The sequence below is a fragment of the Faecalibacterium sp. Marseille-Q0746 genome (assembly GCF_017377595.1).
GTDB classification, from domain to species: Bacteria; Bacillota; Clostridia; order Oscillospirales; family Ruminococcaceae; genus Faecalibacterium; species Faecalibacterium duncaniae.
Genome location: NZ_JAFREI010000015.1, coordinates 1 through 13222, shown reverse-complemented (window position 1 = coordinate 13222; position 13222 = coordinate 1). Strand labels below are relative to the sequence as shown.

Annotated in this window: 16 protein-coding genes; 14 read left to right on the top strand and 2 right to left on the bottom strand. The window is 50.5% G+C overall.

The annotated features are described in order from the left end of the window. Positions 1–101 precede the first annotated feature (101 nt). The gene (locus J3351_RS09440) at positions 102–371 is read right to left on the bottom strand and encodes a transposase (RefSeq protein WP_263286040.1); all 270 of its coding nucleotides are present in this window, start codon (positions 369–371) and stop codon (positions 102–104) included. A gap of 263 nt (positions 372–634) precedes the next feature. Between J3351_RS09440 and J3351_RS14315 the strand changes: the two genes are divergently transcribed. From J3351_RS14315 to J3351_RS09385, 11 genes are all read left to right on the top strand, one after another. Further along, on the top strand, positions 635–1063 hold the full coding sequence (locus J3351_RS14315; RefSeq protein ID WP_207697597.1) for a helix-turn-helix domain-containing protein: 429 nt from the start codon (positions 635–637) through the stop codon (positions 1061–1063). A gap of 125 nt (positions 1064–1188) precedes the next feature. Next, a complete protein-coding gene (locus J3351_RS09430; protein ID WP_207697596.1) occupies positions 1189–2058 on the top strand; it encodes a DUF6017 domain-containing protein in 870 nt (289 codons plus the stop codon). Continuing rightward, on the top strand, positions 2058–2891 hold the full coding sequence (locus J3351_RS09425) for a ParA family protein (protein ID WP_207697595.1): 834 nt from the start codon (positions 2058–2060) through the stop codon (positions 2889–2891). The genes J3351_RS09430 and J3351_RS09425 overlap by 1 nt, the downstream gene beginning before the upstream one ends. Continuing rightward, a complete protein-coding gene (locus J3351_RS09420) occupies positions 2848–3792 on the top strand; it encodes a ParB/RepB/Spo0J family partition protein (protein WP_207697594.1) in 945 nt (314 codons plus the stop codon). The genes J3351_RS09425 and J3351_RS09420 overlap by 44 nt, the downstream gene beginning before the upstream one ends. 68 nt (positions 3793–3860) lie before the next feature. After that, on the top strand, positions 3861–4229 hold the full coding sequence (locus J3351_RS09415) for a hypothetical protein (RefSeq protein WP_207697593.1): 369 nt from the start codon (positions 3861–3863) through the stop codon (positions 4227–4229). A gap of 589 nt (positions 4230–4818) precedes the next feature. Continuing rightward, on the top strand, positions 4819–6513 hold the full coding sequence (gene ltrA / locus J3351_RS09410) for a group II intron reverse transcriptase/maturase (protein ID WP_207697592.1): 1695 nt from the start codon (positions 4819–4821) through the stop codon (positions 6511–6513). Positions 6514–6652: 139 nt separating this feature from the next. Further along, positions 6653–7507 (top strand): hypothetical protein, encoded by an 855-nt coding sequence (locus J3351_RS09405; protein ID WP_227622980.1) that lies wholly within the window; start codon positions 6653–6655, stop codon positions 7505–7507. Further along, a complete protein-coding gene (mobC, locus tag J3351_RS09400) occupies positions 7504–7836 on the top strand; it encodes a plasmid mobilization relaxosome protein MobC (protein ID WP_207697591.1) in 333 nt (110 codons plus the stop codon). The genes J3351_RS09405 and mobC overlap by 4 nt, the downstream gene beginning before the upstream one ends. Positions 7837–7944: 108 nt before the next feature. After that, positions 7945–8223, top strand: coding sequence for a hypothetical protein (locus J3351_RS09395; RefSeq protein WP_055187087.1), 279 nt, complete (start codon positions 7945–7947; stop codon positions 8221–8223). An 8-nt stretch (positions 8224–8231) separates the two neighbouring features. Then, positions 8232–8489: a hypothetical protein gene (locus J3351_RS09390; protein ID WP_113993230.1), complete on the top strand. Its 258-nt coding sequence runs from the start codon at positions 8232–8234 to the stop codon at positions 8487–8489. Between the two features lie 53 nt (positions 8490–8542). Beyond that, positions 8543–9925 (top strand): relaxase/mobilization nuclease domain-containing protein, encoded by a 1383-nt coding sequence (locus J3351_RS09385; protein ID WP_207697622.1) that lies wholly within the window; start codon positions 8543–8545, stop codon positions 9923–9925. A gap of 52 nt (positions 9926–9977) precedes the next feature. On the opposite strand, the gene J3351_RS09380 is transcribed toward J3351_RS09385, so the two are convergent. Then, positions 9978–10172 (bottom strand): DUF3873 family protein, encoded by a 195-nt coding sequence (locus J3351_RS09380; RefSeq protein WP_044959886.1) that lies wholly within the window; start codon positions 10170–10172, stop codon positions 9978–9980. Between the two features lie 232 nt (positions 10173–10404). Between J3351_RS09380 and J3351_RS09375 the strand changes: the two genes are divergently transcribed. The 3 genes from J3351_RS09375 (at position 10405) to J3351_RS09365 (ending at position 13165) form a co-directional block, all read left to right on the top strand. Next, positions 10405–10737 carry a helix-turn-helix domain-containing protein gene (locus tag J3351_RS09375; protein ID WP_005921759.1) on the top strand — a complete coding sequence of 111 codons (333 nt, stop codon included), beginning with the start codon at positions 10405–10407 and terminating at the stop codon, positions 10735–10737. Positions 10738–10849: 112 nt separating this feature from the next. Beyond that, entirely contained in the window at positions 10850–11362 is a 513-nt protein-coding gene (locus J3351_RS09370; protein WP_156070466.1) for a hypothetical protein, read from the top strand. Between the two features lie 465 nt (positions 11363–11827). Continuing rightward, positions 11828–13165, top strand: coding sequence for an FMN-binding protein (locus J3351_RS09365; RefSeq protein ID WP_156070467.1), 1338 nt, complete (start codon positions 11828–11830; stop codon positions 13163–13165). The last annotated feature ends 57 nt before the right edge of the window (positions 13166–13222 follow it).

The following is a 13222-nucleotide window of genomic DNA, read 5'->3' as shown; positions in this document are numbered from 1 at the left end:
GTGAAAACGCGGGGTTTGCAGAACGGCCCCATAGGGGCCATAATACCAGCCGCGCCTAAAGGCGCACAATGAGCGATGTCAACCGCACACTGACGTCGCTTTTACTTTCTCATACTATCTGCAGGCACTTCTGGCGAATCGTCGTCATCGAAGTCAGCTACATTCTTGAATGGATCTTCGTATTCCTTGAAGCTCAACTGGTCGCACATCTGATCGTTGAACTCTTGTTCCTGAATGTATTTGCGGATCTTGGTTTCATTTCCACCTACTGTATTTACGTAATATCCTTTCGCCCAGAACACTCTCCTTCCGTATTTGTATTTTAGGTTTGCAATTCCAGCTCGTATGTGATAAACTTTTCTCGTCCATATGGATGAACCTCCTTTTGCTTTAGTATGCGGTTGGCGTTACCCGCTTCTAATTATAGCAAAAGGAGGTTCTTTTTCTACCGTTTCAACGCTACGGCTCTATTCTTCCACAAGCATAGCTTGTGGTTTTCTATATGAAGAAAACAGCCTAAAATCTTACGATTCTAAGCTACTTTTCAATGCCGGTGGTGGGGGTCGAACCCACACGTGTTATTAGCACAAGGGATTTTGAGTTTTTATCCGCATCTTCCATCTGGTGTCATCCAGTGATATCTAGTGATATCTGGTTCCCACTGTGCAAAGGCAAAATTCACGCCTCAACGAATAATAATTTGAAATATCCACGATTTTTCGATGCGTTTTTCCTCTACTCTGTTTTTTCGGTTTGGACCGCCCAAATGGAAATTGGAGGGATGTTCAGGAGGGATGCAGGGCAAAACGCTCCTCTGCTTAGGCACAAAACGAAAGGAAAGTCAAGGATAATGAATCAAAATCAAGCAAAAGAGTATTATGAAAAATTATTTGTGAACTATCCTGATGTGCTGTCTGTCGAAGAAGCAACAACTTTACTCGGTTTCAAAAGCCAGACTGCCATCATCAGAAGAATCCATCAACATAGAATTCGCTGCCTGAAAGTCGGACGATCTTTCATGATTCCGAAAGAATATCTCATCGACTATCTTTTGGATAGCTAAATTATACAGCCATTATATTACATAGCGCACCACTTTTCAATAAGAAAAGAGTGCGCTTTTTATTTTCAAACGAAAGGCGGTCGATTTTTTGAACACAAGCTGGAGCAAAACGTTGAAAAAGCCACATGACCCTTGACTACTTTTACGGACAAGCCGGAGAGCCGTTCTCCTTCTACCGCATTCCAAAGGCTCTGTTTCAGGAGCCACGGTTCCAGAGCCTGTCAACCGATGCCAAGACCCTGTACGGTATCCTGCTGGACCGCATGAGCCTGTCCGTGAAAAACGGCTGGCTGGATGAGCAGAACCGAGTGTTCATTATCTTCACGATAGAGGATGTCAAGAGGGCGTTGTGTTGCGCAGACAACAAAGCGACCAAGCTGCTCCGGGAACTCGAAAAGTTTGGTCTGATTGAACGAAAACGCAGAGGTCTGGGAAAGCCAAGTTTGGTGTATGTGAAGAACTTTTCAGCAGAATCGTCAAAATCAATATTCCAGAATCGTGATTTTCACGATTCTGGAGGCTTCAAAAACGCAAGTCAAGACCCTTCAAAATCACGATGTAATAAGACTAAAGAGAATGATACTGAAATGAGTGAGACTGATTCATTCTATTCTGAAGAAGCGGATGGGATGAGCAAACGCACCCAACTGGAAGAATATTTTTCTCAGTCTTTGGAGATAGACCTTCTGCTCCGGCTCTGCCCGGACGATGAGGACACCATCTACCAAATCGTAGATTTGCTGGTGGACACCTGCGCCACCAACCGCAAGCTGCTGCATATTGCCGGGGACGATAAGCCCGCCGAGGTGGTACGCAGCCGCTTTATGAAGCTGAACGCCGACCATATCCGCTTTGTGCTGAAGTGCCTTGCAGAGAACAGCAATCCGATCCGTAACATGAAACAATACCTGCTGGCTTCTCTGTACAACGCACCCACCACCATGCAGCTTTCCTACCAGAACCAAACCAACCACGACTTAGCGAATCGGAGGTGATGAGAATTTCAAAGAAAGCAGCCACGATTGCCATCGTCAACCAGAAAGGCGGTACCGGCAAAACCACCACCTGTGAAAATCTGGGCATCGGGCTGGCGATGGAGGGCAAAAAAGTCCTGTTGGTGGACGCTGACCCACAGGGCAGCTTGACCATCAGCATGGGTTGGCAGCAGCCCGATGAACTGCCCACGACCCTTTCCACCTTGATGGCAAAAGCCATGAACGATCAGAGTATTCCGCCCGGTGAAGGCATCCTGCACCATGCAGAGGGCGTTGATCTGATTCCGGCAAACATCGAACTGGCAGGGCTGGAAGTTTCCCTTGTCAATTGCCTGAACCGGGAAAAGATGCTCAAACAGGTGTTGGAAGGTGCAAAGCATGAATACGATTTCATTCTGTTGGACTGCACCCCTTCCCTTGGGATGCTGACCGTGAATGCACTGGCAGCGGCAGACACCACCCTGATTCCCGTACAGGCGCAGTACCTGTCTGCAAAGGGCCTGGAACAGCTTTTGCAGACCGTGCAGAAGGTCCGACGGCAGATCAACCCCAAACTGAAAATCGAGGGCATCCTGCTCACCATGACCGACAGCCGCACCAACTATGGGCAGCAGATCGACAATCTGATTCGGGGTGCTTACGGCAGCAAGATCAAAGTGTTCGACCAGACCATTCCCCGGTCTGTCCGTGCTGCGGAGATCAGTGCCGTAGGCAAGAGCATCTACCAGCATGACCCCAAAGGCAAGGTGGCAGAAGCCTATAAATCTCTGACTAGGGAGGTGATGGCGAATGCCGAAAAACAGCTTAAACGTGTCGCTGAAAGGGGCAGATGACATCTTCTCCACCGAAGAATCCCGACAGGAACAGCAGCGGGAACAGGTTCAGCAAATCCCCATCGGGGAGCTGTTCCCTTTTAAGAACCACCCCTTTAAGGTTTTGGATGATGAGTCCATGCAGCGCACGGTGGAAAGCGTAGAGCAGTACGGCGTGTTGTCTCCGCTGATCGCCCGCCCACGCCCGGAGGGTGGCTATGAAATCATCTCCGGGCACCGTCGGAAACACGCCGCAGAGCTTGCAAATCTGGACACCGTGCCTGTCATTGTGCGAAATATGGAGGATGATGCCGCCACGATATTGATGGTCGATTCCAATTTGCAGAGAGAACACATCCTGCCCAGCGAGCGGGCATTTGCGTACAAGATGAAGCTGGATGCAATAAAAAATCAAGGTGCTAGGTCAGATTTAACTTCGTCCCAAGTTGGGACAAAGTTGAGAGCCGATGAAAAAGTAGCAAAAGATTCAGGCGAAAGTCGCAATCAAGTCCAGCGTTTTGTGCGCCTGACGAACCTTGTCCCTGAATTGCTCGACATGGTGGACGAGAAAAAAATCTCTTTTAACCCTGCGGTAGAACTGTCCTATCTGGACGAAAAACAGCAACAGGATTTTTTAGAAGCAATGGATGCTTCCCAGAACGCGCCATCTCTTTCACAAGCCATTCGGATAAAAAAGCTGGCGCAGCAGGGTGAGTTTGACTATGATGCAGTCTACAACATTATGAATGAGGAAAAGAAAAGCGAACTAGACACCGTGACCATCAAAAACGAAACCCTGCGGAAATACTTTCCACGCAATTACACGCCCCGGCAGATGGAAAGCATCATCATCAAGCTGCTCGACCAGTGGCAACTAAAAAAGCAACAGGCAAAACAGAAGAAGCAGGAAGAAGCGCGCTGATCGCAGACTGAACCAAAAGACCCAGTTCCGGGTCTTTTATTTTTGCAAAAATTTTGGAGGAAACGTCTATGAACTTTACTACCACTCACATCCGTTCCGAGAAAGTCACCATTGATACTCGCATCTACACGATTCTGAACGGCAGAAAAAAGCCTGGTGAAGTCTATCTCGCTGCCATTGCCCCGGATATGGAGCTGACCATCATCACGCTGGACGAGGCTCCCGGCATCCTGCCCTGCTTTGAGGAGGATGATGCCTGCCTGAACCTTCCCAACACCTCGCTGCTGCTCTGCTACAACCCGGCGCAGGCGCTGAAGATGGGCGGAAAGCACTACCTGACCGGCCCGGTGATTCTTGTTCGCACCAACATGGATGGCGAGGTCATCTCGCTGACCATTGATGAGGTCTACCTGTTCGTGCGACACGAAGTCGCTTAATTCAACTGTCTGGCAATGACCGGACCTGTTATTCCATTAGCAGTAGTCTACTGTCAACAAAGCGGCTGGTAACGGCTGTGAGGAAGCGTGACAGGACAAGGGTAGCCCCACCCGAAAGGGTTCAAGCTGAAACTGCGAGGTGAAAGCGATAAGCTGCAAGCAACAATGCGGTTGGGGAGCCTGACTTGTATGGTATGGTTAATGTAATGTGAATCACTGATAAACGTCGTTAAGGCCGAACAGGCTAAAGTTGCTGACAAGCCTGAACCAAAATGGTAATGCAGCTGGTTATTCCCCTGTATAGTGGGAATACATGGACACAAAGCTGCCGGCGGAGAAGTGAGACCTAACCCATACTGTTGAATAAGCGGAACGTGGTAAGCCCGTATTTCTCCGAGCAATCGGACGGAAACCGTAAGGAGACTTTATGAAATGCGGGTAGAAGAACGATGGAAAAAGCGAATGCCGACCCTGTAATGGGGATGGATAGAGGTTGTAACATCACCTCATGCGAAAGCAGGCAGACTTCCATCTATGGTCTTTCTTTACGAGAGAATTTACAGAACTTTTCAAAAAGGAGGAATTGCAAATGAACGAGAAATCGTGTGCACCGACTTGCAAAGCGGAAGATTGGGCCAGCATCGACTGGAACAAGGCTCGCGCTTATGTTAAAAAGCTGCAAATGCGTATCGTAAAGGCTCAACAAGAAGGTCATTACAGCAAAGTGAAAACGCTGCAATGGCTGTTAACTCACTCGTTTTACGCCAAAGCCTTAGCTGTGAAGCGAGTAACAAGCAATCGTGGTAAAAATACGGCTGGGGTTGACCATGAACTGTGGCTGACCCCAGAGGCAAAATTCAAGGCAATCAATAAACTGAAACGGCGAGGATACCGTCCTCAGCCTCTGAAACGTGTTTATATTCCGAAGAAAAACGGCAAACTGCGGCCATTGAGTATTCCGACAATGACAGACCGAGCCATGCAGACTTTGTACAAGTTTGCACTGGAACCGCTTGCTGAAACCTACGGTGACCCGAACTCCTATGGATTCCGAATCGGTAGAAGTACGCACGATGCAATCGAGCAGTGCTTTACCGACCTGAACAAAGGAAAATCACCCGAATGGATTCTTGAAGGTGACATCAAGGGATGCTTCGACCATATCAGCCACGAATGGCTCATGGAAAACATTCCGATGGACACACAGGTTTTACAGAAATGGCTAAAGTGTGGATTTGTCGATATGAAACGGCTGTTCCCCACCGAAGAAGGTACGCCGCAGGGCGGGGCTATCTCGCCCACTCTGATGAATATGACACTGGATGGGCTGGAACGGCTCTTAAAAGAACGACTGCCGACCAGACAGCACTTCAATGGAAAGACTCACTTTAATAAGATGAACTTCGTGCGCTATGCTGACGACTTTATCGTAACCGGAGAAAGCCCGGAATTTCTGCGCGAAGAAGTCCTTCCTATTATTAGAGAGTTTATGGCTGAACGTGGATTGCAGTTGTCCGAAGAAAAGACGGTTATCACCCACATCGAAGATGGATTTGACTTCTTGGGCAAGAATATCCGAAAATACAACGGAAAACTCCTTATCAAACCCTCGAAGCAATCAGTCAGTTCTCTGCTGAAAGAGGTGCGCGAAATCGTCAAGAGTAACAAATCGGCAAAGCAGGATTCCCTGATTCGCCAGCTCAACCCGATTATCCGTGGCTGGGTCAATAACCAGCGATTTGTTGTATCCGCTGAAGCATTCAGCAAAATCGACTATCAGATTTATAATTGTCTCTGGCAATGGGCAAAGCGCAGGCACAAGAAAAAGAGCAGACGGTGGATTGCCAAAAAATATTGGCACTGCATCGGCTCTCGGAACTGGACTTTTGCCGCAGAAGAACGCTCCAAGAAGAAAAACAAAGAGCTTTCCTATTTTGCCCTCGAATATGCAACGGACACCAAAATCATCTGCTTTAAGAAAATCGTTGCCGAAGCAAATCCGTTCGATGCGCGGTGGAATGGTTATTATGAAGAGCGTGATGGTGAGAAAACGCTGAACAGCACCAACGGACGCGAAAAGCTCTTGAAAGTATGGAGAAATCAGCACCGCTGCTGCCCTGTGTGTGGAGAACCGATAACTTCTGACACAGGTTTCAAGGTTCACAAGGTGTTCCGACATGGAAAGTCACCATGGCTGGAAATGGTGCATCCCGAATGCCATACCGTATTGCACAAAAACGATGCTTGTTTTGTTGCGCCGGGTTCCCTAACGGGAACTTTCTGAAAGGCTTGAGCCGTATGAGGGGAAACTCTCACGTACGGTTCTTAGGGGAGGGGCTGGCAGTAATGCCATCCTCTTACCCGATCAGACCCTTGAGAATAAACAGAAGTTTATCTCGCAGATCATGACGAGCAAATCGCCTATGCGATCTTGCGATGATATTGACGAACAGGCTTTATCTTACGCAGAAATCAAGGCTCTGTGTGCAGGCGACCCTCGTATCCGGGAAAAGATGGATTTGGACGTGCAGGTGGCAAAATTGAAAGTTCTGCGCGGTGACTTCCAGAATCAGAAATATCGTCTGGAAGATAAGCTGCTCAAAACATTCCCAGAAGAAATCCAGAAACAGAAAACCCGCATTGCTGCTTTGCAGCAGGATTCACAGATTGCAGCAGCACACCCGCAGGACAAAGAAAACTTCTGCGGCATGACCATCAAGGGCATGGTGTACGATGACAAAAAGGCTGCGGGCGAACGGCTGCTGCTGGCTCGGCAGGAGATGCCCAATGCCGATATGATGCTGCTGGGCACCTACCGTGGCTTTGAACTGAACATTCGATTCGACAGCTTCAAGAATGAGCATCAAGCCGTTCTCCGGGCAGAGTTGAGCTATCCGGTATCGCTGGGCGATGATGCGCGCGGCAATATCACTCGTCTGGACAATGCCATCGACAATTTCGCTGACCGAATTGCAGACGCTGAAAATGCTCTGCAAAACCTTGAACAGCAGAAGCAGGCCGCAGAGGTCGAAGTGGCAAAGCCCTTTGCACAGGAGGAAGAACTGGCCGAAAAGTCTGCCCGCCTTGCTGAATTGAACGCCTTGCTGAACATCGACCGTGACCGCAGTTCCTCACAGGATGTTCCCGAAGAATCCGAGGAAACCGAAGCACCCGCAACTCGTCCGTCTGTGCTGGCTGCACTGGTGGAAAAGACCAATCAGCCGGAGCCTGTCAAACCGTTCCGCAGCTACTATGATAAGGATAGTGATGCACGATGAAAGAGAAGCGGGATGAAATCATCATCCTGCGCCTGACCAAAACAGAAAAGAACCGCATCTATGAAAAGATGTTCAGCATGGGCATCCGAAGCCTGAGTGCCTATATCCGCAAGATGGCACTGGACGGCTATTGCCTGCACCTCGACTTGAAAGAACTGCAACGCATGGCATATCTCTTGCAGATGTGCAGCAACAATCTGAATCAGTACGCCAAGCGTGCCAACGAGTGCGGCAAGGTCTACGCCGCCGACATGGAAGATCTGCGGCAGCGTCTGGATGAACTGATCGACATTGGCAAGCAAATTCTTTCCAAGCTAGCAGAGCTATAAAAATTCCCGCAGTTGGAGGACTGCGGGTGTACATATAATGCTTGACATCCTTGCAACGTAGTAGTCGATACCTTTATAATAAGGGCGAACAGAAAGGAAGTGCTTGATATGATGTCTATGCTGAAGAAAATTGTTCTTTTCCCGATTTCTCTCTTTGTGGCGTTTCTAGCTCTGATGGCAAGGTGGCTGCTAACCCTGTCCAGCTATGTGGTTGCTCCGCTGATGCTCTACATCTTCGGCTGCGGCATCTACACTGCTTACCGTCAGACTTGGAACCAGTTCTTCATCCTGCTGGTGGCCGAGTTCATCTGCTTCATCCTCTTTTTCGGTGCAACTGCCATCACCGAGGGCATCGGGCGTTTCAGTGAGTGGCTTGCAGAACTGTGAGGGATGCTATGAGCAAACAGAGGATAGAGGATTGTTATTTTGAACACAACAGCACGATTTTTTCTGAGATGCTGGGTGAGGATGAAGAGTATCTGCGACTGAAAAAAGCCAAAAGAGCAGCTGAGGAAGCCTTGCAGAGCGTTATCAGCAAAGAAGCGTGGAAGCAATATCTCGCCTTAGATGAGATCTGCAACGAGTTGGAATGCGCCAGATACAAGGCAATGTATCTGGCGGGTGCTGCCGATTACGAAAAAATATCCAAATGATCTCAATGCCGCCTCCGGGCGGCATTTTTTCTTTGCAATAGGGGGTGATGATGCTGGCAGCAACACGGTTGATTGCGCTGCACAAAAACAAGGGCATGACCGTTGCGGCCTGTCTGAAAAATCGCACGGACTATATTGAAAACCCGGACAAGACCGAGCAGGGGCAGTTTGTCAGCAGCTATGCTTGCAGCGCCCTGACAGCAGATGAAGAATTTATGCTTACCAAGCGGCAGTACGATCTCGTAAACGGACGCAGGCAGAAAAGTGATGTAATCGCTTATCAGATACGGCAGTCCTTCCGTCCGGGGGAAATCACCGCAGAGGAGGCTAACAAGGTGGGCTACGAACTGGCCATGCGCTTTACCAAGGGCAAGTACGCCTTTGTAGTGGCAACGCACACGGACCGGCAGCACATCCACAACCATGTGATTTTCAACTCTACAGCACTGGATGGCAGCAGAAAGTTCCGGGATTTTTTCTTTTCGGCGTTGGCAGTGCAGCGGTTGAGCGACCTGATTTGCTTAGAACACCAGTTGTCCGTCATTGAAAAGAAGCCCTACCGGGAACGGCAGAAGCGCATCGTCTACCCGCCTAAGGAGAGCAACCGTGACCGCCTGTGCGGAATCATCGACACCATCCTTGCAGAAAAGCCGGGGGACTACGAAGCATTTTTGCAAAAGCTGGAGCAGCAGGGCTACGAGGTGAAGCGTGACAAGCATACAGCGGTGAAGGGCAAGGGGCAGAAACGCTTTATTCGGTTCCGAACGCTGGGCAACGGGTACAGTGAGGATGAAATCAAGGCGGTGCTGGAGGGAAAGGCGAAGCACCAGCCGTACCAGAAAAAGCAGCCCAAAGAGCAGCCCTTCCAGTTGCTGGTGGACATTCAGGGGAAAATGGCAGAGGGTAAAAGCGTTGGCTACAAAAAGTGGGCAACCAAATTCAACCTGAAGGAGATGTCCAAGACGCTGCTATTTTTACAGGAGCAGAAAATCGGCAGCGCCGAGGAACTGCGGGAACGTGCAGCGGCGGCAACGGAACGGTATCATGCCATGGGCGATTCCATCAAGGCGGCGGAAACGAGGTTGGCCGAAATCGCCGTCCTGAAAACCCACATTATCAACTATGCCAAGACTCGCCCGGTCTATGATGCCTATCGCAAGTCGGGGTACAGTAAAAAGTTTTTGGAAGCTCACCGGGAGGAGATCACCCTGCACAAGGCGGCGAAGGCTGTCTTTGACGAGGCAGGATTGCAAAAGCTGCCGAAGGTCAAGGAGTTGGATGCGGAGTTCTCAGAACTGCTGACCAAGAAGAAAGCCGCTTACCCGGACTACCGCAAGGCACGGAACGAGATGCAAGAACTGGTTCGTGCGCAGAAAAACGTAGAACGCTTTTTTGCAGAGGAAAAGGACCCCGCCGAGAAAACCCAGACTCGATAAACGAATACCGCCGAGGTGCTTTCCTACTTGGGAAGCGTCCTCGGCGGCTTTTTTAGTTTATGTAGCAGCGGTCCTGTTTTATAAGCCAATCTTCACACAGCCGCTGGGCTTCGTCCTTTGTGCAGCAGGTGCAGTTGAAAAGTTTGCCACGGATGGAACAGTAAGTGTAGTGTACCTTCGGGACTCCATTGGCATCTCGAAAATCAACGCAGCGTTCCTCACCGGGCAGCAGATAGATCGTATCCACGTTCAGCAGCTCCTTTTACCTTCGTTCATGTGCCAAGGGGCACAACGTTTGCTATTGTACCATGTACCGTCCCAAAAGACCATTGCTTTTTTGACCAAAGATACGCACAAAAATTTTTCGTTCCAAAAGCGTCCAACTGGCGTTGAACAAACGCTATTGGATTGTGTATAACAAAAATTGCGACAGGTATGCTATTGGTGTGCAACAAACACAATTAGAGTGTGAGGTCTCTATGAATACGCTTTTGGGTCAACGAATACGAGAGCAGCGCAAGGAAAAAGGCTGGACGATTGAACAGTTTGCAGAACGGGTCGATTTGTCAGCAAATTATGTTGGAGATTTAGAGCGCGGAGTAAAAATCCCCAAACTGGAAACCTTTATCCGAATCGTAGAGGTGTTGGACGTATCTGCTGATGTGCTGATCCGGGATTCCGTTCCATCCGCATCCCATGTGGCAGATGACGAACTGAGCAGAAAGCTGAGCCAGCTCACACCGGGGCAGAAGAAAGCTGCCATTGACATTCTGAATGCATACACCGACAACATTCCCTATATTACAAAATAACACCTATGTCAAAGAACGCCAGCAAACGTGCTGACGCTCTTTCTTTTTGCCCTCAAATAGTCTATAATCAACACTATAAGCGTGCATATAACACTAATAGGGAGTATTTGAGGTGAACGACATGACAATCCTACCCAATATCGAAGAAGCAATGGAAGATGCCCGGAATGGAAAGCTGAGTCCGTATTGGCAGAACGATCTCAAACGTGAATGCCTGCATAGGAAGTTATCGGATGAAGAACGGCCGGCTCTTTCGGAACTGAATTGCATTTTGTCCGAGACTCCACAATGGAGCAGCGAAGAAGAACTGTGTATCGAAATGGAGAACATCGGTGGCAGGGTTCGCTTCTGTCACTTTTGGGATGAGCACTACTCCATGGTGCAGTTGACGGAAGATCGCAACGGAAAATACTCCGCAGCCTACGTTCTGGATACAGAAACCACCCCGGATGTGCGTAAGGTGGCGGCATTGCAGGCACAGAAAGAACTTGCGGACTGTATGCAGGTGTGGGGCGTTTCGCTTCTGGATGCGCCTGTTCCTGAACAGATGAAGTACGATTCTCTTGCAGAAGCCGCTTCTCACCTCATGCAAGTTTTGAACGACCCAGAGCACATCACCGGGTAAAAAGCGTCCCGAAGGGATGCGCAGCCTGCATTGGAAAATGCAGATTAAAGGGGCTTGGGGCATTCCCCAACAGCGTTTTGCAACGCAAAATAAGCAGATGTATATACGTCTGCACTGCTTGCTGGTACAATGTCATCGATGAAACAAAAATAGTTTCATCAAGGACGGTTATATGGTTGTGCCGATTTCCAAAACATAGTAATATTGAAGTACTAACTGGGGCTGAAAGTGGCAAAACTGCTTGCTTGGTTTCCATTCAGGAATTACTAACAGCGTAGACCGTCCGTTCGCTTCGTATATCGTCAGCGTCACAATTGACACCAATTTATCATTCTTCACGAAGTATGTGACAAAATCTCTTGACAGCACCTCACAAAATATGTTATCTTTTGTAAACATCCTTGAAAAGGTATGACCTTTTCTGGGGGCCGAACACAAACCGATTTTTCTCTGGAGGAAAGACCCATGAAACAGGAGATCATCCGCAAACTGAGCGCTGCCGTGGCCATGAGCCTCGTTGTTGGCGTCTCTCTGGCCGCCTGCGGCGGCAGCAGCAGCTCCACCGCTGCCGGTGTGACTAAGACCGGCTCTGCCGAAGGCTTTGGCGGTGCTGTCACCGCCACCCTGACCGTGGATGCCAACGGCACCGTTACCGACTGCAAGCTGGAAGGCGCACAGGAGACCGAGAGCATCGGCGGCGCTGCACTGGAAGAGCTGTCCAAGCAGGTCGTGGCCGCCAACGGCCCCGCCATCGACGGCGTTGCCGGTGCCACGGTGACCACCAAGGCCGTCCGGAAGGCCGTTGCCGCCGCACTGGGTGTGGAGCTGGCCGAAGAAACCCCCGCCGACTCTGCTGCCGCAGCCCCCGCTGAGCCCACCGCCATCGTCCCGGTGGAAGGCGGCATCCAGATCGGTCAGGCCTATGCTGCCGCCCACGGCACCAAGTGCTTCACCGAAGCGGTGGCTGTGGTGAAGGATGACGTCATCCTCGCCGCCTACCTCGACGATTTCCAGTTCGCCAGCACCGATGCAGGCGTGACCGCCGTGCCCAACTCCGACTCCGACTTTGCCGCAGGCTACGCCGAGGGCAAGGTGCTGATGTCCAAGCGGGCCAACGCCGATTATTACAGCAAGATGATGGCTGAAAAGGGCGGCTCCACGGTCGCTCTGGATGCAAACTTCGACGCCATCCAGAACTTTGCCGTCGGCAAGACCATCTCCGAGCTGGAGGATGTGGCCGCCAAGGGTGCCGAGGCTGTGGACGCCGTCTCCGGCGCAACGCTGGTGGATACCGCCGGTTATCTCTCTGCCATCGTGGATGCCGCCAAAAACGCCCAGACCACGCAGGCCGTGGAGTTCAACGGCAGCTCCGAGGACCTGAAGCTGAATGTGGTCTATGGGGCCGCACACGGCACCAAGTGCTTCACCTCCGGCGCTGTCGCCACCGCCGGGGACACCATCGTGCTGAGCTACATTGACGAGTTCCAGTTTGCCGGTTCGGACGCCGGGGTCGTCGGTGTGCCCAACTCCGATTCTGACTTCGGCGCAGGCTACGCCGAGGGCAAGGTGCTGATGTCCAAGCGGGTCAACGCCGATTACTACAGCAAGATGATGGCCGAAAAGGCTGGTTCCACCGTTTCGCTGGATGCCAACTACGACGCCATCCAGAACCACGTGAACGGCATGAGCATTGCCGACGCCGAGGCTCTGAGCAAAGATGAAAAGGCTGTGGACGCCGTTTCCGGTGCCACGCTGGTGGATACTGCCGGCTACGTTGGTGTGCTGGTGGATGCCGCAAAGTAAGGCAAGAAAAATAACGTTCCTCTGAACACAGCAGCGCCCGCCGGGAGATTTCCCGGC

Coding starts and splice junctions, on each gene's coding strand:
- J3351_RS09430 (WP_207697596.1), top strand. CDS start 1,189: ATGACCCTTGACTACTTTTACGGACAAGCCGGAGAGCCGTTCTCCTTC.
- J3351_RS09425 (WP_207697595.1), top strand. CDS start 2,058: ATGAGAATTTCAAAGAAAGCAGCCACGATTGCCATCGTCAACCAGAAA.
- J3351_RS09420 (WP_207697594.1), top strand. CDS start 2,848: ATGCCGAAAAACAGCTTAAACGTGTCGCTGAAAGGGGCAGATGACATC.
- J3351_RS09415 (WP_207697593.1), top strand. CDS start 3,861: ATGAACTTTACTACCACTCACATCCGTTCCGAGAAAGTCACCATTGAT.
- ltrA (WP_207697592.1), top strand. CDS start 4,819: ATGAACGAGAAATCGTGTGCACCGACTTGCAAAGCGGAAGATTGGGCC.
- J3351_RS09405 (WP_227622980.1), top strand. CDS start 6,653: ATGCGATCTTGCGATGATATTGACGAACAGGCTTTATCTTACGCAGAA.
- mobC (WP_207697591.1), top strand. CDS start 7,504: ATGAAAGAGAAGCGGGATGAAATCATCATCCTGCGCCTGACCAAAACA.
- J3351_RS09395 (WP_055187087.1), top strand. CDS start 7,945: ATGATGTCTATGCTGAAGAAAATTGTTCTTTTCCCGATTTCTCTCTTT.
- J3351_RS09390 (WP_113993230.1), top strand. CDS start 8,232: ATGAGCAAACAGAGGATAGAGGATTGTTATTTTGAACACAACAGCACG.
- J3351_RS09375 (WP_005921759.1), top strand. CDS start 10,405: ATGAATACGCTTTTGGGTCAACGAATACGAGAGCAGCGCAAGGAAAAA.
- J3351_RS09365 (WP_156070467.1), top strand. CDS start 11,828: ATGAAACAGGAGATCATCCGCAAACTGAGCGCTGCCGTGGCCATGAGC.